20 protein-coding genes and 1 tRNA gene are annotated in these 22,881 nt (G+C 68.1%); 7 read left to right on the top strand and 14 right to left on the bottom strand.

From position 1 onward, the window contains the following. Positions 1–3: 3 nt before the first annotated feature. Positions 4–1,506 carry a DEAD/DEAH box helicase gene (locus tag CBM2594_RS12045; protein WP_116357017.1) on the bottom strand — a complete coding sequence of 501 codons (1,503 nt, stop codon included), beginning with the start codon at positions 1,504–1,506 and terminating at the stop codon, positions 4–6. 357 nt (positions 1,507–1,863) lie between these two features. On the opposite strand from CBM2594_RS12045, the gene CBM2594_RS12050 reads away from it, so the two are divergent. Further along, positions 1,864–2,028 (top strand): hypothetical protein, encoded by a 165-nt coding sequence (locus tag CBM2594_RS12050; RefSeq protein ID WP_198048124.1) that lies wholly within the window; start codon positions 1,864–1,866, stop codon positions 2,026–2,028. 36 nt (positions 2,029–2,064) lie between these two features. Here the strand turns inward: CBM2594_RS12050 and CBM2594_RS12055 are convergent, their stop codons facing one another. Beyond that, on the bottom strand, positions 2,065–3,063 hold the full coding sequence (locus tag CBM2594_RS12055) for a Bug family tripartite tricarboxylate transporter substrate binding protein (RefSeq protein ID WP_116357018.1): 999 nt from the start codon (positions 3,061–3,063) through the stop codon (positions 2,065–2,067). A gap of 176 nt (positions 3,064–3,239) precedes the next feature. Next, positions 3,240–4,895, bottom strand: coding sequence for an acyl CoA:acetate/3-ketoacid CoA transferase (locus CBM2594_RS12060; RefSeq protein ID WP_116357019.1), 1,656 nt, complete (start codon positions 4,893–4,895; stop codon positions 3,240–3,242). 192 nt (positions 4,896–5,087) lie between these two features. Between CBM2594_RS12060 and CBM2594_RS12065 the strand changes: the two genes are divergently transcribed. Next, a complete protein-coding gene (locus tag CBM2594_RS12065; protein WP_116357020.1) occupies positions 5,088–5,867 on the top strand; it encodes an IclR family transcriptional regulator domain-containing protein in 780 nt (259 codons plus the stop codon). A 524-nt stretch (positions 5,868–6,391) separates the two neighbouring features. On the opposite strand, the gene CBM2594_RS12070 is transcribed toward CBM2594_RS12065, so the two are convergent. Continuing rightward, the gene (locus tag CBM2594_RS12070) at positions 6,392–6,745 is read right to left on the bottom strand and encodes a DUF1428 domain-containing protein (protein ID WP_116357021.1); all 354 of its coding nucleotides are present in this window, start codon (positions 6,743–6,745) and stop codon (positions 6,392–6,394) included. A gap of 184 nt (positions 6,746–6,929) precedes the next feature. Between CBM2594_RS12070 and CBM2594_RS12075 the strand changes: the two genes are divergently transcribed. The 3 genes from CBM2594_RS12075 to CBM2594_RS12085 all read left to right on the top strand — a co-directional run bounded on the left by CBM2594_RS12075 (position 6,930) and on the right by CBM2594_RS12085 (position 10,062). Beyond that, entirely contained in the window at positions 6,930–7,439 is a 510-nt protein-coding gene (locus tag CBM2594_RS12075; protein ID WP_116357022.1) for a nucleoside deaminase, read from the top strand. Positions 7,440–7,580: 141 nt separating this feature from the next. After that, positions 7,581–7,778 (top strand): hypothetical protein, encoded by a 198-nt coding sequence (locus CBM2594_RS12080; protein WP_116357023.1) that lies wholly within the window; start codon positions 7,581–7,583, stop codon positions 7,776–7,778. Positions 7,779–7,815: 37 nt separating this feature from the next. Next, positions 7,816–10,062 (top strand): phosphocholine-specific phospholipase C, encoded by a 2,247-nt coding sequence (locus CBM2594_RS12085; RefSeq protein WP_116357024.1) that lies wholly within the window; start codon positions 7,816–7,818, stop codon positions 10,060–10,062. 74 nt (positions 10,063–10,136) lie between these two features. Here CBM2594_RS12085 and CBM2594_RS12090 read toward each other — a convergent pair. Together CBM2594_RS12090 and rpoD are read right to left on the bottom strand one after the other, a co-directional pair. Continuing rightward, positions 10,137–10,215 (bottom strand) — tRNA-Ile (locus CBM2594_RS12090). Between the two features lie 10 nt (positions 10,216–10,225). Next, positions 10,226–12,502, bottom strand: a complete 2,277-nt coding sequence (gene rpoD, locus CBM2594_RS12095) for an RNA polymerase sigma factor RpoD (protein WP_232346603.1) — start codon at positions 12,500–12,502, stop codon at positions 10,226–10,228. Here rpoD and CBM2594_RS26830 point away from each other — a divergent pair. Continuing rightward, entirely contained in the window at positions 12,492–12,851 is a 360-nt protein-coding gene (locus tag CBM2594_RS26830; RefSeq protein WP_232346604.1) for a hypothetical protein, read from the top strand. The two genes, rpoD and CBM2594_RS26830, sit on opposite strands and share 11 nt — an antisense overlap. A gap of 161 nt (positions 12,852–13,012) precedes the next feature. Here CBM2594_RS26830 and dnaG read toward each other — a convergent pair whose 3' ends face one another. The 4 genes from dnaG to CBM2594_RS12115 all read right to left on the bottom strand — a co-directional run bounded on the left by dnaG (position 13,013) and on the right by CBM2594_RS12115 (position 17,206). After that, complete coding sequence (gene dnaG, locus CBM2594_RS12100) at positions 13,013–14,824, bottom strand: DNA primase (protein ID WP_116357026.1); 1,812 nt, start codon at positions 14,822–14,824, stop codon at positions 13,013–13,015. 199 nt (positions 14,825–15,023) lie between these two features. Further along, the gene (locus CBM2594_RS12105) at positions 15,024–15,473 is read right to left on the bottom strand and encodes a GatB/YqeY domain-containing protein (protein ID WP_116357027.1); all 450 of its coding nucleotides are present in this window, start codon (positions 15,471–15,473) and stop codon (positions 15,024–15,026) included. A gap of 126 nt (positions 15,474–15,599) precedes the next feature. Then, positions 15,600–15,812 carry a 30S ribosomal protein S21 gene (gene rpsU, locus CBM2594_RS12110; protein WP_012353470.1) on the bottom strand — a complete coding sequence of 71 codons (213 nt, stop codon included), beginning with the start codon at positions 15,810–15,812 and terminating at the stop codon, positions 15,600–15,602. Positions 15,813–15,946: 134 nt separating this feature from the next. Next, on the bottom strand, positions 15,947–17,206 hold the full coding sequence (locus tag CBM2594_RS12115) for an NAD(P)/FAD-dependent oxidoreductase (protein WP_116357028.1): 1,260 nt from the start codon (positions 17,204–17,206) through the stop codon (positions 15,947–15,949). 155 nt (positions 17,207–17,361) lie between these two features. Here CBM2594_RS12115 and tsaD point away from each other — a divergent pair, with 155 nt between their 5' ends. Next, positions 17,362–18,396 (top strand): tRNA (adenosine(37)-N6)-threonylcarbamoyltransferase complex transferase subunit TsaD, encoded by a 1,035-nt coding sequence (gene tsaD, locus CBM2594_RS12120; RefSeq protein ID WP_116357029.1) that lies wholly within the window; start codon positions 17,362–17,364, stop codon positions 18,394–18,396. 151 nt (positions 18,397–18,547) lie between these two features. Here tsaD and folE2 read toward each other — a convergent pair whose 3' ends face one another. The 4 genes from folE2 to CBM2594_RS12140 form a co-directional block, all read right to left on the bottom strand. Further along, the gene (gene folE2 / locus CBM2594_RS12125) at positions 18,548–19,351 is read right to left on the bottom strand and encodes a GTP cyclohydrolase FolE2 (protein ID WP_116357030.1); all 804 of its coding nucleotides are present in this window, start codon (positions 19,349–19,351) and stop codon (positions 18,548–18,550) included. A gap of 211 nt (positions 19,352–19,562) precedes the next feature. Further along, complete coding sequence (gene dxs, locus CBM2594_RS12130; RefSeq protein ID WP_116357031.1) at positions 19,563–21,479, bottom strand: 1-deoxy-D-xylulose-5-phosphate synthase; 1,917 nt, start codon at positions 21,477–21,479, stop codon at positions 19,563–19,565. Between the two features lie 25 nt (positions 21,480–21,504). Further along, the gene (locus tag CBM2594_RS12135) at positions 21,505–22,389 is read right to left on the bottom strand and encodes a polyprenyl synthetase family protein (protein ID WP_116357032.1); all 885 of its coding nucleotides are present in this window, start codon (positions 22,387–22,389) and stop codon (positions 21,505–21,507) included. Then, the gene (locus CBM2594_RS12140; protein ID WP_116357033.1) at positions 22,386–22,691 is read right to left on the bottom strand and encodes an exodeoxyribonuclease VII small subunit; all 306 of its coding nucleotides are present in this window, start codon (positions 22,689–22,691) and stop codon (positions 22,386–22,388) included. The genes CBM2594_RS12135 and CBM2594_RS12140 overlap by 4 nt, the downstream gene beginning before the upstream one ends. Positions 22,692–22,881 lie beyond the last annotated feature (190 nt).

Here is a 22,881-nt window from a genome sequence, read left to right on the forward strand (position 1 = left end):
GGTTCAGGACTTGCGCGGCACGCCGCCCAGCAAGGCCGCCACCGGCCGCTTGGGCGCCTGGCGGCCGCGCGTGAGCGCGGCGGCGACTTCGTCGGCGGCCTTGGCCTGCGCCGCGCTGGCGGGGCTGGGCTCATACGGGCGCGAGAAGAACGGGTCGTCCGAGGCGCGGAAGGTCTGGCGATTGGCGCCGTGGTCGTGGCGGCGCGGACGCTCTTCGCTGTCGCCGTTGCCGCGCGGGCGGCGCACGTCGCTGCGTTCGCGGCGGCGCTCGCCGTCGGCCTGGCGGGTGCGCTCGCCGGTGGGGTCGAAGCCCTCCAGCTTGCCGCGCGGGATGCTGCGCTTGATCAGCTTTTCGATATCGGACAGCAGGCGCTCATCGTTGCCCGGCACATAGATCGACAGCGCGTCGCCGCTGGCGCCGGCGCGGCCGGTACGGCCGATGCGGTGCACGTAGTCCTCGGCGCTGTAGGGCACGTCGAAGTTGATCACGCACGGCATGTCGGGGATGTCGAGCCCGCGCGCGGCCACGTCGGTGGCAACCAGCGCATCGATGGTGCCGCTCTTGAAGCCGTCGAGCGTCTGCATGCGCTCGGTCTGGGTCTTGTCGCCGTGGATCGCGGCGGCGTTGATGCCTTCGCGTTCCAGGTGCCGCGCCAGCCGCGAGCAGCCGATCTTGCTGTTGACGAAGACGATGCACTGGCGCGACAGCCCCTGCGCCGCGCGCTGCTTCAGCAGGTGCACCACGGCGGCCTGCTTGTGGCCGTCCTCGACCTGGTACACCGCCTGGCGCACGTTCTCGTTGGTCGAGTTGCTGCGCGCCACTTCGATGGTGACCGGCTGCTTCAGGTAGCTGGACGCCAGCCGCTTGATTTCCGCCGAGAACGTCGCCGAGAACAGCAGCGTCTGGCGCTGCGCCGGCAGCAGGTTGATGATGCGCTGCAGGTCCGGCAGGAAGCCCATGTCGAGCATGCGGTCGGCTTCATCGAGCACCAGCATCTGCACCTGCGACAGGTTCACCGACTTCTGCTGCACGTGGTCGAGCAGGCGGCCGGGCGTGGCCACCAGGATCTCGACGCCGCGGCGCAGCGCGTCGGTCTGCGGGTTCATGTCGACGCCGCCGAACACCACGGTGCTGCGCAGGTCGGTGTGCTTGGCATAGCGGGCGACGTTGTCGTAGACCTGGTCGGCCAGCTCGCGCGTCGGCGTCAGCATCAGCGCGCGCACCGGGTGGCGCGCCGGCGAGGCGCTGGCGTTGGCCAGCGGCAGCAGGCGCTGGATGATGGGAAGCGCGAAGCCCGCGGTCTTGCCGGTGCCGGTCTGCGCGGCGCCCATCACGTCCTTGCCCATCAGTACCACCGGAATGGCCTGCGCCTGGATCGGCGTGGGAGAGGTATAGCCCTGCTCGGACAGGGCGCGCAGGATGCGCGCGTCCAGGCCGAAGCTGTCGAAGGTCTGCACAGCGGCGGGAACCGCGGTGGTAGGTTCTGGTGCGTTCGTAGTGGTCATGGGTATCGGTATTGGCGGGAGGCGAACCCGGCACAAACGGATACGCGTCTGGAACTCATCTCGCCCTGAATCTCGCCCGGCGCCAGGAAGTTCCGGCGCGGCCCTGCTGGCTACAGCATTTGGCCAAGAGAATCAAAGACTTAGATTTTAGCATCTCTGCCCGCGCAGTGGGCGTTCCGGCGCCGCCGTGCGGCGGCCGCGACAATGGGCGCCCGATAGGCACCCCACGGGCACCACACGGCCGCCACACGGCGGACCGGCCGGGGCATTGTCAAGACATTGTCATATCGGCCAAGCAAGATGCCGGCGGCGCGGCGCCCCTGCCGGACCGCGCGGCTTCTTCACATCGAGACTGACATGGACTTTGAGCTGTTTCGCCAGACCTGCCAGCAATTCCTGCGCACCTCCAGCCTGTTCCTGGGACTGGCCGCGGCCAGCCGGCCGGCGGCGCTGCCGATGCTGCCAGGGCCGTCGCTCCCCGCGCTGCCGGCCAGCCAGCCCACGGGCCGGCAGCGCGCCTGAACCGCAGCAGGGCTGCCAACGCGCGCTCCGCGCCACTCAGTCGCCGCGGATGCCGTTGTCCTGGATCACCTTGCCCCACTTGCTGTAGTCGGCCTTCATGCGCGCGGCCAGTTGCTCGGGCGGCATATAGGCGGCCACGGTGCCGGCGCCCAGCATCTTCTGCTGAACGGTCGGATCGGCCAGCGCCTGCTTCAGCTCGGCCGACAACTTCGCCACCACCTCCCTGGGCGTGCCGGCCGGCGCCAGCAGCCCGCCCCAGGCGGTGGCATCGAAGCCCGGGAAGCCCTGTTCGGCCACGGTCTTGACCTCCGGCGTAAAGCTGACCCGCTTGCTGGAGCCGACCGCTATCGGGCGCAGCTTGCCAGCCTTGATATGCGGCAGCGCCGCGATCATGTCCGAGAACATCATCGGCACCTGGCCGGCCAGCAGGTCGGCGATGGCGGGAGCGCTGCCCTTGTATGGCACGTGCTGCACGTCGAAGTGGCCCAGGTTCTTCAGCAGCTCGGTCGACAGGTGGCCGAAGCTGCCGTTGCCGGCGCTGGTGTAGTTGAGCGCGCCCGGCCGGGCCTTGGCCTTGGCGATGTACTGCTGCAGGCTGGTCACGTCCGGCATCGCCTGCGCATTGACCACCATCACGATGGGCAGGTCATAGGCGGCGCCGATGGGCGTGAAGTCCTTGAAGATGTCATAGCCCTTGCGGTTGATCAGGTGCGGCGCGAGCAGCGTCGGCGTGGCCAGCACCAGCAGCGTGTAGCCGTCGGCGGGGCTCTTGGCGACGTTCTCGGCGCCGATGGTGCCCGAGGCGCCGGGGCGGTTGTCCACCACCACCGGCTGCTTCAGTGTTTCGCTCATCTTCTGGCCGATGATGCGCGCGGCGGTGTCGGTCGGACCGCCCGGCGGGAACGGCACCACCAGCCGGATCGGCTTGCTGGGATAGGTCTCGGCGAAAGCCGGTGCGGCGGCGAGCGGCAGCGTGGCGCTCAGGAGGATGGTGCCCAGGCGGCGCTGGAAGGTACGGCGGCTAGTGTTCTGCATGGTGTGGCTATGTCCTGCGGTAAATCGCGGTAAATCAGAATCGATGCGCGGCCCGGGGCCGCGCCGGGATGAAGCGGCAGCGGTGGCGTAACGTCATGACAGATCTTGGCGTGCCTCCTTGCGGACCGGTCATGGCCGGCCCGTCAGATGGAATGGGTGGTTTGCTGCGGCGGCCGTTACAGGCGCATCGGTCCGGCCTGGAACAGCCGCGCATCCATCTGGCGCAGGTCGGGCGCCACCGCTACCGGGGTGGCGCACTGGTCGAGCACATCGCGCTGCAGGTCGACGCCGGGGGCGATCTCGACCAGCGTGAGGCGGGCTTCACCGCCCTCGCTGCCCTCGGCGCCCTCACTGCCCTCACCCGCGCGCATCTCGAACACCGCGCGCTCGGTGATGTACACCACCGGGATGCCCAGCGATGCCACATAGGGGCCGTTGAAGCTCAGGTGCGACACCTCCGGCACGATCTTCTTCACGCGGCCTTCGCGCACGATCTGCAGGCTGCCGTCGCCCGCGCGCACTTCCAGCCCGCCCGCGGTCAGCGTGCCCATGAACACCACCGCGCGCGCGCTCTGCGTGATGTTGATAAAGCCGCCGACGCCGGCAATCAGCGCGCCCTCGCCTTCGCCGAACTTGCTGACGTTGACGTTGCCCTGGCCATCCAGCTCGGCCAGGCCGAGGATCGCCAGGTCGATGCCGCCGCCTTCGTAGAAGTCGAACTGCGCGGGCTGGTCGACCACTGCTTCCGGGTAGGCCGAGGCACCGAAGCTGAGGCCATCCGCGGGCGTGCCGCCAATCGGCCCGGCTTCCACGGTCAGGGTGAAACCGTGCAGCCCGGCCTGGTGCGCCAGCATGCCCACCGCGGCCGGCATGCCCACCCCCAGGTTGACCACGCGCGGCGCGCGCCGGGCCAGTTCCATCACCGCGCGGCGCTGCACGATGGTGCGCGCGTCGAGCGGACCTGCCTCGGGCAACGGGGCGCACGCATCGTCGGCGCTGCCCTCGCCCCGCCAGGGTGTCACGTAGGCGGGGTTGAAGGCCTCGGCGAAGGTCATCTGGTGGTTGGCGGGGTTGTCGCAGACCACCACGTAGTCGACCAGGATGCCGGGCACGTGGATGGCCTGCAGGATCTCGTGGTGATCGACCAGGCTTTCCACCTGCGCGATCACGATGCCGCCGGAGTTGTGCGCGGCCTGCGCCAGCGCCAGCAGTTCATGGTGGAAGGCCTCGCGATGCGTGCTGAGGTTGCCGCGCGCATCGGCGGCGGTGCAGCGGATCAGCGCGCAGTCGATCGGGAAGCTGGGGTAGAACAGGTATTCGTCGCCGCGGAACTCGACCGCATCGACCCAGCACGCCTTGCCTTCGGCAATGGCGCGGCGCGCGCGCTGGTTGACGGCGGCGCCGTGGTAGCGCGCATCCTGCGCGGTGCGCGGGTCGACAAAGGTGTGCAGGCCGATTTTGGTCATCACGCCGGGCTTGCCGCCGGCGATGGCGCGGTACAGGTGCGTCAGCACGCCCTGCGGCAGGTTGTAGCCTTCGCACTGCTCCGCCATCGCCAGCGTGGCCAGGCGGGTGGCCGAGCGCCAGTGGCCGCCGACCACGGTGGCGGTCATGCCGGCGTTGCCGAAATGGTTGACGCCGCGCGCGCCGCGGTCGCCCTGCCCGGCCGAGTACACCAGCGTCAGGTCGCGCGGCAGGCCGCTCTGCAGGAAGCGCTGCTCCAGCGCCTCGGTCACGGCCTCGGCGTGGCCGGCGCCGACAAAGCCAGCGCTGGCCACGGTCCAGCCATCCTGCACCAGTGCCGCGGCTTCGCGCGCGGTGATTACCTTCATCGCTGTCTCCGGTTTTGAGTCATGCCGTCCCGCATCGCTGGCGGCATACTTTCCGTGAATTTTGTTTTGCGAACATTTGTTCGAAAAACGCTATCATACGGAGATGCTGGCGCTCGGCGCAAGCCCTGCGCTACGGCATCGACCGTGCGTGCCGGATCCTCCATTTCGCGACCGTTCCCAGCCAGACACCCTATGCCGCAAGCCGAAACCCCCAAGAAAGACGAACTGCTGGAATCGCTGAGCAAGGGCCTGGCGCTGCTGCGCCTGCTGGGCGCCGGCGCGGAGCGCCTGACCATGCAGGAAGTCGCCGAGCAGCTCGACGTGACCCGCGCCGCCGCGCGCCGGCTGCTGCTGACGCTGGAGCACAACGGCTACGTGGCGCAGGACGGCCGCCACTTCGCGCTGACGCCGCGGGTGATGGAGCTGGGCTACGCCTACTTTGCGTCGATGAGCCTGCCGCAGATGGCGCGGCCCTACCTGCAGCAGCTGTGCGAGACCCTGGGCGAAAGCTGCTCGCTGGGCGTGCTCGATGCCGACTCGGTGGTGCTGGTGGCGCGCGAGGAGCCGCGCCAGCTGCTGCGCGTGGACATGGCGCTGGGCCGCCGCATGCCGGCCTATGCGCATTCGCTCGGGCGCGTGCTGCTGGCCGGGCTGGACGACAGCGCGCTCGAGGCCTACCTGGCCGGCGCGACGCTGCGCAAGCTGACCCCCTTCACGGTCAGCTCGCGCGCCACGCTGGCGCGCACGCTGCGCCAGGTGCGCGCCGACGGCTACTGCGTGCTGGTCAGCGAACTGGTGGACGGCTACGCCGGGATCTCGGTGCCGCTGCGCGACCAGGCCGGCAAGGTGGTGGCCGGGCTGGGCTTCAGCATGGTGCTGGGCAGCCGCGACCGGGCCCATCTGGAAACGCGCTTCCTGGCGCCGCTGCGCGAAGCCGCCGCCCGCATCGAGGCCATCCTGCAGGCGCGCTGAACCGCGCCCGGCCCATGTAGAAAAGCCCCGCGTGCCGGGGAGGCAGCGGGGCTCAAGCGGTAGCGGGGCAATCTGTTCGACCACCCACGCTGTCGATCTTGGCGCATCGCGCCGGCGCGGGCATCCCCCAAATGTGGGCCATCGCATGCGCCGTGGCTGGCACGCTGCAGGCGTGTCCTGCAAAGCCAGTCAATCATGGCCCTGTCACAGGCTTGCAGGAATCCGGGTTTTCGCCGAGCGGGTTTTCGCCAGCTTCCGGCCAGCGCCCGGATGCGGTCTACTGGTCTCACATCGACGCCCCTGGCACCGTGCAACGCCGGATTGCCACCGCCGATGGTGCTGCAGAACTAGTCCAATGACCGGGAGACAGACCATGGTGACGAAGAAAGAAGAGGCTTTCGTACTGAAGAACCTTCTCGCCCTTGCCGCAGTGGAAACCCTGGGCGGCGCGATCGCCCTGGGCATGGTCTTCCACCTGATCTGACCTTTGCGCGCCGGCGCTGCCACGCCGGCGCCCGTCCGCGTCATTCGTCGACGATCACTTCGAACCCGCCGAAGATCATCCGCTGCGCGTCGAACGGCATCGTGTCCATGCCGGCCTTCAGGCGCGGGTCTTCCATCGCCGCCTTCATGCCGGCATCACGCTGCGCGCGCGACGGCCAGCGGATCCACGCGAACACCACCGCTTCATCGTCCTTGCGCTGGACCGCCATCGTAAAGGACGTCACCTTGCCTTCCGGCACATCGTCGCCCCAGCATTCCACCACCTGCAGCGCGCCGTGCTCCTTGAACACGGCGGCAGCCTGTTGCGCCACCTCGCGATAGCGCTCGCGGTTAGCCTGGGGAACCGCGATCACGAATCCGTCGATATAGGACATGGGCATCACTCCTGGTCAGGTTGATTCGGTCGCGTCGGTCAGGACGCGAATGCGTCTGACTACCATAGTCGATCGGCGCGCCGTCAGCGCATGGTCTGGCCGGTAGCATGGGACGGCAGCGACACAAAACGCTCGAGCACTGGCTTATCCTGCTAAATCCTTCCCGTTACCGGAGACTCCAGGCATGACCCGAATCACCGATCCGTCCGGCACTGAATTGTCACCGCTCGACCTGGCGCTGCTGCGCCAGTCGATCGCACTGTCCGACGACTCCCGGGCTCGCGGCCGCCACCCGTTTGCCGCGCTGGTGGCCGATGCCGCCGGCAATATCATCGCCAGCGCCGGCAACAACTCGATGCCGCCCGAAGGCGACCCGACCCAGCACGCCGAACTGGTCGCCGCCGCGCAGGCCGCGCGTGCGTTGCCGCCGGAGCAATTGGCCGACTGCACCCTCTACACCAGCGCCGAGCCATGCTGCATGTGCGCGGGCGCGGTCTACTGGACCGGCATCGGGCGCGTGGTCTATGCGCTGTCGGAACACAAACTGCTGGGCCTGACCGGCGACCATCCGGAGAACCCGACCTTTTCGCTGCCTTGCCGCGAAGTGTTTGCGCGCGGCCAGCGCAAGGTCGAGGTGGTGGGGCCGGTGCTGGAGGATGAAGCCGCGGCGCCGCACGCGGGGTTCTGGCAGTAGTGCGGCAGCCGCCGTCCGCCTTCCGTGGCGGGCGGCATCTTCAGCATCGAAGTCCCTGTCATCGGCACGTCACCGCCTCTTCCTACACTCGCCTGGCTCCGGCTCGCAGCGGCCGCCACCCCAACCCAGCCAGGTGACTCCATGCTTCCCCGCAGACTGCCCACTACCCAGGCCGCGATGCTGATCGCGGCGGCATTGCTCGCCGCTTGCGGTGGCGACGGCGGCCCAACGCTGTCGCCCACCGCAACGCTTGCGCCGAGCGCCCAGCCGGTCAAGCCGGGGCAGCCCGGCAACAAACCCGGCCAGCGGCCCGATCCGGTGATCCGCTGCGCGCCCTGACTCTTCCGCCAGTTCCCACGCCATTTCCGACAAGACCATGGTCTCTCGCCGCAATTTCCTGCAGGCCGCCGCCGGCACCGGTTTCGCCGCCGCCGCGCTGGCCGCGTTTCCGCCCAGCATCCGCAAGGCCTTGGCCATCCCGGCCAACAATGCCACCGGCACCATACAGGATGTCGAGCACGTGGTGATCCTGATGCAGGAGAACCGTTCGTTCGACCACTACTTCGGCACGCTGCGCGGCGTGCGCGGCTTCGGCGACCGCTTTGGCATCCCGCTGCCCGGCGCGCGCCAGGTATGGCAGCAACAGCGCGCCAACGGCGCGGTGCTGACGCCGTACCACCTCGACGGCACCAGCAACAACGCCCAGCGCGCCGCGGGCACCCCGCATGCATGGCTGGACAGCCAGCAGGCCTGGGACCACGGCCGCATGGCCAACTGGCCGACGCACAAGACCAGCACGTCGATGGGCTACTTCAAGGAACAGGAGATCCCGTTCCAGTTCGCGCTGGCCAACGCCTTCACCCTGTGCGACGCGTACCACTGCTCGATGCACACCGGCACGGACGCGAACCGCGCGTTCCACCTGACCGGCACCAATGGCCCGACCACCGCCAGCGTCGCCTTCGTCAACAATGAGTGGGACGCGATCGACGGCCTGCCGGCGTCAGCCAACACCGGCTACACCTGGAAGACCTATGCCGAGCGCCTGGAAGATGCCGGCATCAGCTGGATCTGCTACCAGAACATGCCGGACGAATGGGGCGACAACATGCTGGGCGCGTTCCAGCAGTTCCGCAAGGCCAACCTGGCGTCGGGGTATCCGGTGTCCAGCGGCGGCGCGCCGGGCGCGCCCTATGCCGACACCGGCCAGCCGCTGCCATACCACGCCTACGATGCCGCCACCGACAACCCCGGCAACCCGCTGTACAAGGGCGTGGCCAACACCCTGCCCGGCAGCCGGCCCGACGAATATCTCGACGCCTTCCGCCGCGACATTCGCGAAGGCCGGCTGTCGCAGGTATCGTGGATCAACGCGCCGTCGATCTACTGCGAGCATCCCGGCCCCTCCAGCCCGGTCCAGGGCGCCTGGTTCCTGCAGGAGGTGCTCGACGCCCTGACCGCGGTGCCCGAGGTCTGGAGCAAGACCGTGCTGCTGGTCAACTTCGACGAGAACGACGGCTATTTCGACCACGTCCCCTCGCCTTCGGCACCGTCGCTGAATCCCGACCGGACCCTTGCCGGCAAGTCGACGCTGAGCGATGCCGAGATGCAGCCCGAATACTTCAACCAGCCGGCGCCGCCGGGCAGCCGGACCCAGCCCGCGCCGGACGGCCGCGTCTTCGGCCCGGGGCCGCGCGTGCCGCTGTACGTGATCTCGCCGTGGAGCCGCGGCGGCTGGGTCAACTCGCAGGTGTTCGACCACACCTCGGTGCGGCGCTTCCTGGAAGCGCGCTTCGGCGTCGCCGAGCCCAACATCAGCCCGTTCCGCCGCGCGGTGTGCGGCGACCTGACCAGCGCCTTCAATTTCAGGACGCCCAATACCGAGGCGCTGCCCACGCTCGGCGGCCGCACCACGCGCACCGACGCCGACCAGTTGCGCCGCGCGCAGCAGGCCCTGCCCGCCGTGCCGCTGCCCGCCGACATGCAATTGCCGCAGCAGGCGCCCGGCACGCGCCCGTCGCGCGCGCTGCCGTATGAACTGCACACCAGCGCGCGCTGCAGCGCGGTAGGCCAGGTCGAACTGGTGTTCGCGAACACCGGCACACAGGCCGCGGTGTTCCACGTCTACGACCGCCTGCAGCTGGAACGCATTCCGCGCCGCTATGTGGTGGAAGCCGGCAAGTCGCTCAGCGACAGCTGGAATGCCTTCCAGGACAATGGTGGGCAATACGATTTGTGGGTGCTCGGCCCCAACGGCTTCCACCGCCATTTCCGCGGCGACACCCGCCGCATCGGCGAAACCGGCATCGCCCCCGAGATCCGCGTCTGCTACGACATTGCCAACGGCGACGTCTATGTCGACCTGATCAACGCCGGCGGCCGGGCCTGCCAATTCCAGATCGAAGCGCTGGCCTATCGCAGCGACGGCCCATGGAAAGCCACCGTCGGCGCCCGCGGCAGCAAGTCGCAGCACTGGCAGCTGGAGCAAAGCGGGCAATGGTACGACTTCGCGGTGACGTGCGACGCCGACCCCGCTTTCTATCGCCGCTTTGCCGGGCGGGTCGAGACCGGCCGGCATACGGTCAGCGATCCGGCGATGGGGGAGCCCGCAGCGCAGCGCTGAGCGGCTCCGGCACTCCGGAAACGACGGGCAAGAAAAAAGGGACTGCAGGTATCTCCTGCAGTCCCTTTTCACATTGGTGGGCCTCCCGTGAGTCGAACACGGCACCAACGGATTATGAGTCCGCTGCTCTAACCAGGCATGAGCTAGAGGCCCTTGGAAGCGTTTAGTTGCCTTCCAGGAAGCTCTTCAGCTTGTCCGAGCGGCTCGGGTGGCGCAGCTTGCGCAGTGCCTTGGCCTCGATCTGGCGGATCCGTTCACGCGTGACGTCGAATTGCTTGCCGACCTCTTCCAGCGTGTGGTCGGTGCTCATTTCGATGCCGAAGCGCATGCGCAGCACCTTGGCTTCGCGCGGCGTCAGCGAGTCCAGCACGTCCTTGACGACGTCGCGCATCGAGCCATGCAGCGCCGCCTCGGCCGGGGCCAGCGTGTTGGTGTCCTCGATGAAGTCGCCCAGATGGGAGTCGTCGTCGTCACCGATCGGCGTTTCCATGGAGATCGGCTCCTTGGCGATCTTCATGATCTTGCGGATCTTGTCTTCCGGCATCTCCATCTTCTCGGCCAGCGTTGCCGGATCCGGCTCGTTGCCGGTTTCCTGCAGGATCTGGCGCGAGATGCGGTTCATCTTGTTGATGGTCTCGATCATATGCACCGGAATGCGGATGGTGCGCGCCTGGTCGGCGATCGAGCGCGTGATGGCCTGGCGGATCCACCACGTGGCGTAGGTCGAGAACTTGTAGCCGCGGCGGTATTCGAACTTGTCCACCGCCTTCATCAGGCCGATGTTGCCTTCCTGGATCAGGTCGAGGAACTGCAGGCCGCGGTTGGTGTACTTCTTGGCGATCGAGATCACCAGGCGCAGGTTGGCCTCGGTCATCTCGCGCTTGGCTTCGCGGGCGCGGCGCTCGCCTTCCGACATCTTGCGGTTGACGTCCTTCAGTTCCTTCAGCGGCAGCACCACGCGCGCCTGCAGGTCGATCAGCTTCTGCTGCAGCTCATGCACGGCCGGCACGTTGCGCTCGACGATGGTGCTGTAGCCCTTGCCGTCGGCCACCACGGTGTGGATCCAGTCGAGATTGGTCTCGTTGCCCGGGAAGCGGGCGACGAAGTCCGCGCGCGGCATGCCGCACTTGTCGACCACGATGTTGAGGATGGCGCGCTCGAGCTTGCGCACTTCGTCCACCTGGCCGCGCAGCGTGTCGCACAGGCGCTCGACGTTGCGGGCGGTGAAGCGGATGCCCATCAGCTCGGCCTGGATCGCTTCCTGCGCCTTGACGTAGGGCTTGGACTTGTAGCCTTCCTTCTCGAACGCACGGCGCATCTTGTCGAACTGCTCGGCGATCACGCGGAATTTCTCCAGCGCGTTCTGCTTCAGTTCTTCCAGCTGGCGCGCGGACGCGCCGGCGCCGGCGCCGCCTTCGTCGTCATCGTCCTCGTCGGCTTCCTCTTCGTCGTCGGACTCGATGTCCTCGTCGTCAGCCGCCGCGGCCGGGGCCGCGGGCGCTTCGGGGGCTTCGTCGGCGTTCGGGTCGATCAGGCCGTCGACGAATTCGTCGATCTTGATCTCGTCGTTGGCCACGCGCTCGGCATGGGCCAGGATCTCGGAGATGGTGACCGGGCACGCCGAGATCGCCATCACCATGTCCTTCAGGCCGGCCTCGATGCGCTTGGCGATCTCGATTTCGCCTTCGCGCGTCAGCAGCTCGACCGTGCCCATCTCGCGCATGTACATGCGCACCGGGTCGGTGGTGCGGCCGAACTCGGAGTCGACCGTGGACAGGGCCGCTTCGGCCTCTTCCTCGGCTTCTTCCTCGCTGGTGGCGGACGGGGCGTTGTCGTTGAGCAGCAGCGTCTCGGCATCGGGCGCCTGTTCATAGACGGCGATGCCGATGTCGTTCAGCGTCGCGACCAGCGTGTCGATCGTTTCCGAATCGACCATGTCGTCCGGCAGGTGATCGTTGATTTCCGCATAGGTCAGGTAGCCGCGCGACTTGCCCAGCTTGATCAGCGCCTTGAGCTTCTGCCGACGCAGCTCGAGCTCTTCCTCGGTGCCTTGCTGGGTCGAGGCGAACTCCTTGAGCAGGGCCTTTTCCTTGGCCTTGCGGTCCTTGGCTTTCTGCTTTTCGGTCTTCGGCGCAACGGCGGGCGTGGCCGCCGGGCGCGTATCGTTCTCAAAAAACTCTTCAGTCACGTCTTCTGTTGTGCTGTCGTCGTGCTGCATCTCGGCCTTGGGCTTGCGGCCACGCTTTTTCGGCTCCGGCTTGATTGCCGGCGCAGCGGGACGCTCGGATGCAACGGATGCAGGTGTCGCGGCACGCGCCTTGGTTGCCGTCGCGGCAGCGCCTTGCTTGGCGCCTCCGCTCTTGGCGCCGGCGGCTGCCGCTCGCTTGCTCTCGACTTCGGTATTCTGCTGTTTCGCCACGGTGATACTCTTGCCTTTCACTGGTGCAGATGCTGCTGCAGACGCGGCAACCTTGCCGCTCGTACTGGCGCTCTTGCCGCTCTCGCGTGCCGAAGTCGAGGCCTTTGTCTTTTCGGATGTGCGGGTTCTGGTGGGAGTCGTCACGGCGGGCGCTTGCGCGCGGCGCACGGACTTTGATGGCGCAGACCGGGCTGGCGTCTTGACGGTCGCGGTCGATGTCTTCGCCGCCGTGGTTTTCACAGACGCCTTGCCGCTCCCTGATTGGGGAGCTTTAGAGGTAACCCTTTCGGTTGCTTTGGCCTTTGCCATTGGCACGCTCACTTTCACCAGAACTGGAGAGAGATTTCGCAATCCAAACCGGCTATTGTAGCACGCCACGCATAGCCAGCTCCCTGTCAGGTGAGGTTTTCACCTGAAAAATCAAGGCTTAAGCTCGGTACAGCCGGGCCCGGGCCCTGATCCAATGCTTGTCCAACGCGTGTTGCCGCCTCCCGGTTGAAGGTGCTGAAGGCCAGGGCGCCCGCCGGCGCCTCAGCCCAGTTGGCGCCGCCGGTGGATTTCCCCCACCAGCCAGCGCATGCGCTGCTTGGCTGCTTCGTCGGCCGTGCCGGCGATCACTTCCGCCTGCAGGCCGTCGAGCTCGCGCCGCAGCGGCTCGGCCAGCAGCTTGGTGATGGCCGCGTCGAATTCCTGTGTTGCGGGTGCCTCTTCAATCTCTTCACGCAATACCGCGGTGCGCGCCGCGGCGTAGACCTCGGCATAGGGCGACTGGGCCAGGTGTTCGCTGAAGGCCGCGAAATTCACCTCGCCCTGGACCCCGTCGCACGCGTTCACCAGATGCGCCAGCACTTCGCTGTCCGCGCTTTCCCCGTCCAGCAGCAACGCGCGCGCGTCTTCGTCCAGCCGCGCCGACAGCGCCGGGTAGCACATCAGCAGCTGGATTACCCGCTGCTCCAGCCCGGTCGGCGCCTGGCGGCGTGCGCGCGGGCGCGGCTGGGCGAAGCGGCCGACCCGGGCCGGATCGCTGCGCAGGCCGCAGATCGCCTCGATCTCGGCGGGCGTCGTTCCCGTGGCATCGGCAAGTTCGCGCACGATCTGTAGCCGCAATCCGCCCGCCGGCATCGCCTGAAGCAACGGTTTGGCCTCGTACTGGGCGCGGGCGCGGCCTTCGGGCTGGCGCAGGTCCAGTTCCTCGGTGACCGACTGCAGCAGAAAGCGCGACAGCGGCATGGCATTGCGCACCTGCGCGGCAAAGGCTTCGGTGCCCTCTTCGCGCACATAGCTATCGGGGTCGTGCTCGGCCGGCAGGAACAGGAAGCGGATGGTCTTGTTGTCGGCGACGTGCGGCAGGCAGGCTTCCAGCGCCCGCCTGGCGGCGCGCCGGCCGGCCGAGTCGCCGTCGAACGAGAACACCACCGCGTCGGTCTGGCGCAGCAGCTTCTGCACGTGCACAGGGGTGCACGCCGTGCCCAGGGTGGCGACGGCGTTGGCAAAACCGAGCTGGGCCAGCGCGACGACGTCCATATACCCTTCGACCACCAGCACATAGCCGGTTTCCCGGATCGCATGGCGGGCCTCGAACAAGCCGTACAGTTCTGTGCCCTTGCTGAACAGCGGCGTCTCCGGCGAGTTCAGGTACTTGGGCTCGCCCTGGCCCATGACGCGGCCGCCAAAGCCGATCACCGCGCCCTTGGTGTTGCGGATCGGGAACATGATGCGGTCGCGGAAGCGGTCGTAGCGGCGCGGCTTGCCGTCCGCGTCGCGCTTGTCGCTTTCGATCAGCAGGCCCGCCTCGACCAGCGGCGCTGCCACATGGTCGTCGCGGTAGCTGCCGAACACCGCTTCCAGCCCCTGCCAGTCATCCGGCGCATAGCCCAGGCCGAACTGGCCGGCAATCTCGCCGGTCAGCCCGCGGCCCTTCAGGTACTGGATGGCCTGCGGGGCGCCGCGCAGCTGGCGCCGGTAGAAATCGGTGGCCCGGGTCATGGCGTCGGACAGCGCCACCGAGCGCGCCTGCTGCTCGGCGCGCTGGCCGGGGGGCAGGCGGTCGCGCTCCTCGGGCACGGTCATGCCGACCGACTGGGCCAGTTCGCGCACGGCCTCCGGGTAGGACTGGCCGGAAAACTCCATCAGGAAGCCGATCGCCGAGCCATGGGCGCCGCAGCCGAAGCAGTGGTAGAACTGCTTGGTCGGCGACACCGTGAACGACGGGGATTTCTCGTTATGGAACGGGCACAGTCCCATGAAATTCGCGCCGCCCTTCTTCAGCTGCACATACTTGCCCACCACATCGACAATGTCGACACGGTTGAGCAGGTCCTGAATAAAGGATTGCGGAATCACCCGACTGACCGTCCTGAGGCTTGGCCGTCCCACGGCGGGCGGCCCTTTTTGGAATGCGTGACCGGTGCGGCGCCCGGCTGCTATCGGAATATTGTAGTGCAGCGCGCAACTGCCGCCCGGATTGCTTCACATCTGCGCGCAAGTGCTGCGATCCACAGCGATCTTGCGCGCATCGCGCTTGCAACGATTAAATCAGCACTTACTTTGGCGCAAGCGCGGCCTTTACCAGGGCGGACACGGCGGTCATGTCGGCACGGCCGGCCAGTTTGCCCTTCAGCACGCCCATGACCTTGCCCATGTCCTGCGGACCGGCGGCGCCGGTGGCGGCCACCGCCTGCTGCACCTCGGCTGCCACTTCGGCGTCGGACAGCGCGGCCGGCATGTAGACCTTCAGTACCTCGACTTCGGCGAGTTCCTTGTCGGCGAGGTCGTTGCGGCCGGCCTGCTGGAACTGCGCAATCGAGTCCTTGCGCTGCTTGATCAGCTTCTCGACCACGGCCAGCACGGCGCTGTCGTCCAGTTCCACGCGCTCGTCGACCTCGCGCTGCTTGATCGCCGCCAGCAGCAAGCGGATGGTGCCGAGGCGGTCCGTTTCACGGGCGCGCATGGCGGTCTTCATGTCTTCGCTGATACGGGCTTTGAGGGACATCGTGATCTTCCAGAAAGTGGGCGGGCACTCACACATGGCGACGGATGCCGCCCTCTGCAAGGCCCACAACGCAAAAACCCGCCGAGCGTACGCCACAGCGGGTCAGGGGCAAGCGCGAAGCCGGTGTCAGTACAGCTTCTTCGGCAGCATCTGGCTGCGGATGCGCTTGTAATGGCGCTTCTCTGCGGCAGCCTTCTTGCGCTTGCGCGCGGCGGTTGGCTTTTCGTAAAACTCGCGGGCCCGCAATTCCGGGAGCAGGCCGTTCTTCTCGATGGTGCGCTTGAAACGGCGCAGGGCAACTTCAAAAGGCTCGTTTTCCTTGAGACGGATCGTAGTCATTTGGCCGGAAATGAAGATATTTTCGGGATGGCTGCGTTACGAAGTAACGGATTGTAGCACCAACGATCCGGCGCGGAAGTGGCGCGCAACTGACGTGCAGCATGTGCCTTATGCGGCAGAAGTACAGCTTCGCCTCAGGCTGCCGACTGCCCGGCCCGCGCCTGCCGTGCCGCCTCGGCCGCGGCCTGCCCAGCCGCCACCGCCGACGCCCATGCCCACTGGAAGTTGTAGCCGCCCAGCCAGCCGGTCACGTCGACCACTTCGCCGATGAAATACAGGCCCGGCACCTCGCGCGCCATCATCGTGGTCGACGACAGCGCGCGCGTGTCGACCCCGCCCAGCGTGACCTCGGCCTTGCGGTAGCCCTCGGTGCCGGACGGCACGATGCGCCAGCCGTTGAGCGTGGCGCCGAGCTTGCGCAGGGCCTTGTCGGTCACATCATGCAGCGGCATGGTGGCATCCACGCCCGCGGCCGCGCACCAGGCATCGGCCAGCCGCGCCGGCAGCCGTTGCGCCAGCAGGTTGCCCAGGTGCTTGCGGCTGCCGGCCTTCTGCGCCAGCAGCCAGGCAGCGGCGTCCTCGCCATCGAACAGGTCGATGGCGATCGGCGTGCCGGGACGCCAGTAGCTGGAAATCTGCAGCACCGCCGGGCCCGACAGGCCGCGGTGGGTCCCCAGCAGGTCCTCGCGGAACGCGCCGGCGGCCTTGCCGCTGCCGGTGGCGATATCCACTTCCAGAGAGACCCCCGCCAGCGGCGCGAACGGCGCCCAGTCCTGGCCATCGAAGGTCAGCGGCACCAGCGCCGGCCGGGTCTCGACGATGCCCAGCCCGAACTGGCGGGCAATGCGGTAGCCAAAGTCGGTGGCGCCGATCTTGGGAATCGACAGGCCGCCGGTCGCCACCACCAACGCCCCGGCGCGGATCGGGCCCGTGGCGGTCAGCAGCAGGAAGTCATCGCCCTCGCGCCGGACCTCCGCCACCGTGCAGCCGGTCTGCCAGCGCACCTGCCCCGCGTCGCACTCGGCGCGCAGCATGGCAATCACGTCTTCGGCACTGTCGTTGCAGAACAGCTGGCCGCGGTGCTTCTCGTGCCAGTCGATGCCGTAGCGGCGCATCAGCGCGAGGAAATCCTGTGGCGTATAGCGGGCCAGCGCCGAGCGGCAGAAGTGCGGATTGGACGACAGGTAATTGGCCGGCCCCGCCTGCAGGTTGGTGAAATTGCAGCGGCCGCCGCCCGAGATGCGGATCTTCTCGGCGAGCCGGGTGGCGTGGTCGATCAGCACCACGCGCGCACCGCCCTGCCCCGCCACCGCGGCGCACATCATGCCCGCGGCGCCGGCGCCCAGTACCGCCACGTCATACCGGCCGGTCCGGGCCTGGGCTGCCCCGCTCATTGCACGCCTCGCGAATCCATGTGTCTTGCCACCGCCTGAGAAAGGGCAGATTGTAGCGAAAAGCGCGCCGCGCGCCGCTGTGCTACCCTGCGCGCTTCCCGCAAACCCTTGTTTCGACGGCTGTTTCCCTCACCGAGAACGGCGTCATGCCTCCCATGCTTGTCCTTGGCATCGAATCTTCCTGCGACGAAACCGGCCTCGCCCTCTATGACACCGGCGCCGGCCTGCTCGCGCACGCGCTGCACTCGCAGATCGCCATGCACCGCGACTACGGCGGCGTGGTCCCCGAGCTGGCCTCGCGCGACCATATCCGCCGCGTGCTGCCGCTGCTGGAGCAGGTGCTGGCCGACGCCGGCCGCACCCGCCAGGACATCGACGCCATTGCATTCACCCAGGGCCCCGGCCTGGCCGGCGCGCTGCTGGTCGGCGCCTCGGTGGCCAATGCGCTGGGCTTCGCGCTGAACGTGCCGATGGTGGGCGTGCACCACCTGGAAGGCCACCTGCTGTCGCCGCTGCTGACGCGCGAGCCGCCGCCGTTCCCGTTCGTGGCGCTGCTGGTGTCGGGCGGACACACGCAGCTGATGGAAGTGCGCGGCATCGGCGACTACACGCTGCTCGGCGAAACCCTGGACGACGCCGCCGGCGAAGCCTTCGACAAGACCGCCAAGCTGCTGGGGCTGGGCTATCCGGGCGGGCCCGAAGTGTCGCGCCTGGCCGAGTTCGGCGTGCCCGGCGCATTCGAGCTGCCGCGGCCGATGCTGCATTCGGGCAACCTGGATTTTTCCTTCGCCGGGCTCAAGACCGCGGTGCTGACGCAAACCCGCAAGCTGGCCAATACCTGCGAGCAGGACCGCGCCAACCTGGCGCGCGCCTTTGTCGATGCGATCGTCGATGTGCTGGCGGCCAAGTCGATGGCGGCGCTCAAGCAGACCGGGCACAAGCGGCTGGTGGTTGCCGGCGGCGTCGGTGCCAACCGGCAGCTGCGCGAGCGGCTGGACCAGATCGGCAAGCAGCGCAAGCTGGAGGTCTATTACCCGGACCTGGCGTTCTGCACCGACAACGGCGCGATGATTGCGTTCGCCGGCGCGATGCGGCTGCAGGCTGCTCCCGAACTGGCGCGGCATGAGTATGGCTATGGCGTGACGCCGCGCTGGGATCTGGCGGATATCCGGTTGCCGTCGGTGGCGTGAGGTGTGCCAGGCCCCAAGCGCATCCAATGACCGCTTGGGTACTCCCTCTCCCGCTCGCGGGAGAGGGGAGCAAACAAGCGCGAAATCAAGCCTCGTAGCCCAAGAAAAAAGCCACCGGATCCGGTGGCTTTTTTCTTGCACAACAACCCAATCAACCCACGCGCTTATCCCGCTCGATCACCGCATACGCGCTGTGGTTGTGGATCGACTCGAAGTTCTCCGCCTCGAGCACATAGGCCACGATGCGCTCGTCCGCATTGAGCCGCATGGCGATGTCGCGCACCAGGTCCTCGACGAACTTGGGGTTCTCGTAGGCGCGCTCGGTGACGAACTTTTCGTCGGGCCGCTTCAGCAGCCCCCACAGTTCGCACGAAGCCTCTTCCTCGGCCATGCGCACCAGCGCTTCCACCGGCAGTTCGCCGGCCAGCTCCACGTTCATGGTGATGTGCGAACGCTGGTTGTGCGCGCCGTACTGCGAGATCTTCTTCGAGCACGGGCACAGGCTGGTCACCGGCACCAGCGCCTTCAGGAACACCCGCGTGGCGCCGTTGCGCACTTCGCCGGTCAGCGTGACCTCGTAGTCCAGCAGCGACTCCACGCCCGACACCGGCGCGATCTTGCTGATGAAGTACGGGAACGTGACCTCGATGCGGCCGGCGTCGGCTTCGAGCTTTTCCAGCATCTTGTCCAGCATCAGCCGGAAGCTGGCCAGCTCCAGCGGCGCGCGCTCTTCTTCCAGCAGCGCGACGAAGCGCGACATATGCGTGCCCTTCTGGTCGGCGGGCAGGTGCACGTCGAGGTTGAAGGTGCCGACGGTCGGCACGATGCCGGCCGGGGTCTTCAGGGTCACGGGATAGCGCACGCCCTTCACGCCGACGCGCTGGATCGGGATCTGGCGGGTGTCGGGGCTCGACTGGACGTCGGGCATCACGAAGGCGGGGTTGATGTCATTCATCTACGGTTTCCTCCAGGGTTGCACCAGGCAGGCGCAGGCCCTTACGGTCGCGGCATTTTCGCAGTCCCTCCATGCCGCGCAACGAGTGTGAAACCACGGGACCCGGCACCGGCGTGCCGACCCGCAGCTGCGAACACAAAAAAGGGGAGTGTAAGGGAATTCGGACGCACCCGTGGCGCGGCGGCCCGAATCCCCTCGGGATGGCAGGTGATCAGGCCACGCGCGAGGCGACCGTCACCTGGGGCTGGTCCAGCCCGAAACGCTCGCGCACCGAGCGCTCGATGCCGGCCGCGTCGAGGCCGCATTGCTGCAGCAGGTAGGCCGGGTCGCCATGGTCGACGAAGCGGTCGGGCAGGCCCAGCGTCAGCACCGGCTTGTCGATGCCGGCCTCGGCCAGCGCTTCGAGCACGGCGCTGCCGGCGCCGCCCATCACGCTGCCCTCTTCCACCGTCACCAGGTAGTCGTTCTCCGCGGCCAGGCGCTTGACCAGTTCCACGTCGAGCGGCTTGACGAAGCGCATGTCCGCCACCGTGGCATCGAGCGCCTCGGCCGCGCCCAGCGCCGGATGCACCATCGAGCCGAACGCCAGCAAGCCGACGCGCTGCCCGGCGCGCGCGCCGCCGTCGCGGCGCACCACGCCCTTGCCCACCGGCACCGGCGCCAGGTCGGCGGCGATCGCCGCGCCCGGGCCGGAGCCGCGCGGATAGCGCACCGCGGTCGGGCAGTCCTGCTGGAATGCCGTGGTCAGCAACTGGCGGCACTCGTTCTCGTCGGACGGCGTCATCACCATCATGTTGGGGATGCAGCGCAGGTAGGCGATATCGTAGGCGCCCGCGTGCGTCGCGCCGTCGGCACCGACCAGGCCGGCGCGGTCCAGCGCGAACACCACCGGCAGGTTCTGCAGCGCCACGTCGTGGATCAACTGGTCGTAGCCGCGCTGCAGGAAGGTGGAATAGATCGCCACCACCGGCTTCAGCCCTTCGCACGCCAGGCCGCCGGCGAAGGTCACCGCATGCTGCTCGGCGATGCCGACGTCGTAATAACGCTCCGGGAAGCGCCGCTCGAACTCGACCATGCCCGAGCCTTCGCGCATCGCTGGGGTGATGCCGACCAGCCGCTTGTCGGCCGCGGCCATGTCGCATAGCCAGTCGCCGAACACTTGCGTGTAGGTCTTGCGCGCGGGCTTGGCGGCGGGGCGGATGCCTTCGGCCGGGTTGAACTTGCCCGGGCCGTGGTACAGGATCGGGTCGGCCTCGGCCAGCTTGTAGCCCTGGCCCTTCTTGGTGACCACGTGCAGGAACTGCGGGCCGCCGCCTTCGAGCGCGCGCTCGCGGATGTTCTGCAGCGTCGGCACCAGCGAGTTCAGGTCGTGCCCGTCGATCGGGCCGATGTAGTTGAAGCCGAATTCCTCGAACAGCGTGGCCGGCACCATCATGCCCTTGGCATGTTCCTCGAAGCGCTTGGCGAACTCCAGCACCGGCGGCGCCACCGACAGCACCTTCTCGATGCCCTTCTTGGTGGCGGCGTAGAACTGGCCGCTCAGCAGCCGCGCCAGGTGGCGGTTGAGCGCGCCCACCGGCGGCGAGATCGACATGTCGTTGTCGTTGAGCACCACCACCAGCGGCAGGTCCTTGTAGACGCCGGCGTTGTTCAGCGCCTCGAAGGCCATGCCGGCGGTCATCGCGCCGTCGCCGATCACCGCCACCGAGACCCGCTTCTGGCCCAGCGTGCGCGCGCCCAGCGCCATGCCCAGCGCGGCCGAGATCGAGGTCGACGAGTGCGCGGTGCCGAAGGTGTCGTATTCGCTCTCGCTGCGGCGCGGGAAGCCGGAGATGCCGCCCCACTGGCGCAGCGTGCGCATGCGCTCGCGGCGCCCGGTCAGGATCTTGTGCGGATAGCTCTGGTGGCCCACGTCCCACACCAGCCGGTCGTCGGGGGTGTTGAAGACGTAGTGCAGCGCGATGGTCAATTCCACCGTGCCCAGGTTGGACGACAGGTGGCCGCCGGTCTGCGAGACCGACTCCAGCACGTAGGCGCGCAGTTCGTCGGCCAGGGTCTGGAGCTCGCGCCGGTCCAGCTTGCGCAGGTCCGCGGGGGCGTCAATCTTGTTGAGGAGTGCGTAGGTCATGATGTCCGTTCGGCCGGCTCTCAGTTTAATGCGTGCGCAGCACGATCAGGTCCGCCAGGTCGCGCAGGCGCGCGGCACGCTCGCCGAAGCCGGCCAGCGCCTGGTACGCCTCGGCGCGCAGCGACCCGGCCAGTTCGCGGGCCGCGTCCAGCCCCAGCAGCGACACGTAGGTGGGCTTGTCGTGGGCGGCGTCCTTGCCGGCGGTCTTGCCCAGCGTCGCGGTATCCGCGGTGACGTCCAGAATATCGTCTACGACCTGGAACGCCAATCCCACGGCGGCCGCATAGCGGTCCAGCGCGGCCAGGCCCGGGGCATCGATCTCGCCACACAGGGCGCCCATGCGCACGCTGGCGCGCAGCAGCGCGCCGGTCTTCATGCGGTGCATGGCCTCGAGCGCGTCGCGCGTCATGGCGCGGCCCACGTTCTGCAGGTCGATCGCCTGGCCGCCGGCCATGCCGGTGGAGCCCGATGCCCGCGCCAGTTCCGCCACCAGCTGCAGCCGCACCGCGGGCGCGATCGGCCCGGCCTCGGCCAGCACCAGGAACGCCTGGGTCTGCAGCGCATCGCCGACCAGCAGTGCGGTGGCCTCGTCATAGGCCTTGTGCACGGTGGGACGGCCGCGGCGCAGGTCGTCGTCGTCCATGCACGGCATGTCGTCGTGGACCAGCGAGTAGGCGTGGATCATCTCGACCGCGCAGGCGGCGGCGTCGCAGGCCGCCGGGGCCGCGCCGCTGACTTCGCCGGCGGCATGGACCAGCAGCGGGCGCACGCGCTTGCCGCCGCTCAGCGCAGCATAGCGCATCGCTTCGTGCAGGGTGTGCGGCACCGTGCCGGCATCGGGCAGCGCGGCCTGCAGGGCGGCCTCGGTGCGCACGCCCTGCGCCTGCATCCATTGTGCGAAGTCGCTCATGCCTCGTCCGCCCCCTGTGATCCGTTGGCACCGTTGCCGTCGCCCGCCAGCGGCTTGAGCGCGTCGCCTTCCAGCACCCGCACCTGCTGCTCGACCCGCTCCAGCTTCTGCTGGCAGTAGCGCACCAGCTCGGCGCCGCGGCGGTACGCCGCCAGCGAGGCCTCGAGCGGCAGCTCGCCGCTTTCCATGCTGGCCACCAGCGTCTCCAGTTCGGCCATCGCCGCCTCGTACGAGGCGGGCGGCGCCGGGGCGGCGTCGGCGGGGTTGTCGGTCTGGACCGGAGCGGTCGTCGTTCTTGGCATATCAGGCCCTGGAATCTGGAACCGGGAATCCCGGATGGGTAAGCCCGGATGGGGAAGCCCGGATTTTACGCCAAAGCGCGCGCCTGCCCCCATCTTGCAGGGGGATACCGTGCCCCGATCAGGTGCTTCTGATGCAGAAGTGACTTGTGCGCTCGGGTCGTCTTTCCGAATGCGCCCGCTACGGCACCCG

This window comes from Cupriavidus taiwanensis, from assembly GCF_900249755.1.
Taxonomy (GTDB): domain Bacteria; phylum Pseudomonadota; class Gammaproteobacteria; order Burkholderiales; family Burkholderiaceae; genus Cupriavidus; species Cupriavidus taiwanensis_D.

Coding starts and splice junctions, on each gene's coding strand:
- CBM2594_RS12045 (WP_116357017.1), bottom strand. CDS start 1,506: ATGACCACTACGAACGCACCAGAACCTACCACCGCGGTTCCCGCCGCT.
- CBM2594_RS12050 (WP_198048124.1), top strand. CDS start 1,864: ATGGACTTTGAGCTGTTTCGCCAGACCTGCCAGCAATTCCTGCGCACC.
- CBM2594_RS12055 (WP_116357018.1), bottom strand. CDS start 3,063: ATGCAGAACACTAGCCGCCGTACCTTCCAGCGCCGCCTGGGCACCATC.
- CBM2594_RS12060 (WP_116357019.1), bottom strand. CDS start 4,895: ATGAAGGTAATCACCGCGCGCGAAGCCGCGGCACTGGTGCAGGATGGC.
- CBM2594_RS12065 (WP_116357020.1), top strand. CDS start 5,088: ATGCCGCAAGCCGAAACCCCCAAGAAAGACGAACTGCTGGAATCGCTG.
- CBM2594_RS12070 (WP_116357021.1), bottom strand. CDS start 6,745: ATGTCCTATATCGACGGATTCGTGATCGCGGTTCCCCAGGCTAACCGC.
- CBM2594_RS12075 (WP_116357022.1), top strand. CDS start 6,930: ATGACCCGAATCACCGATCCGTCCGGCACTGAATTGTCACCGCTCGAC.
- CBM2594_RS12080 (WP_116357023.1), top strand. CDS start 7,581: ATGCTTCCCCGCAGACTGCCCACTACCCAGGCCGCGATGCTGATCGCG.
- CBM2594_RS12085 (WP_116357024.1), top strand. CDS start 7,816: ATGGTCTCTCGCCGCAATTTCCTGCAGGCCGCCGCCGGCACCGGTTTC.
- CBM2594_RS12105 (WP_116357027.1), bottom strand. CDS start 15,473: ATGTCCCTCAAAGCCCGTATCAGCGAAGACATGAAGACCGCCATGCGC.
- rpsU (WP_012353470.1), bottom strand. CDS start 15,812: ATGACTACGATCCGTCTCAAGGAAAACGAGCCTTTTGAAGTTGCCCTG.
- CBM2594_RS12115 (WP_116357028.1), bottom strand. CDS start 17,206: ATGAGCGGGGCAGCCCAGGCCCGGACCGGCCGGTATGACGTGGCGGTA.
- tsaD (WP_116357029.1), top strand. CDS start 17,362: ATGCTTGTCCTTGGCATCGAATCTTCCTGCGACGAAACCGGCCTCGCC.
- folE2 (WP_116357030.1), bottom strand. CDS start 19,351: ATGAATGACATCAACCCCGCCTTCGTGATGCCCGACGTCCAGTCGAGC.
- dxs (WP_116357031.1), bottom strand. CDS start 21,479: ATGACCTACGCACTCCTCAACAAGATTGACGCCCCCGCGGACCTGCGC.
- CBM2594_RS12135 (WP_116357032.1), bottom strand. CDS start 22,389: ATGAGCGACTTCGCACAATGGATGCAGGCGCAGGGCGTGCGCACCGAG.
- CBM2594_RS12140 (WP_116357033.1), bottom strand. CDS start 22,691: ATGCCAAGAACGACGACCGCTCCGGTCCAGACCGACAACCCCGCCGAC.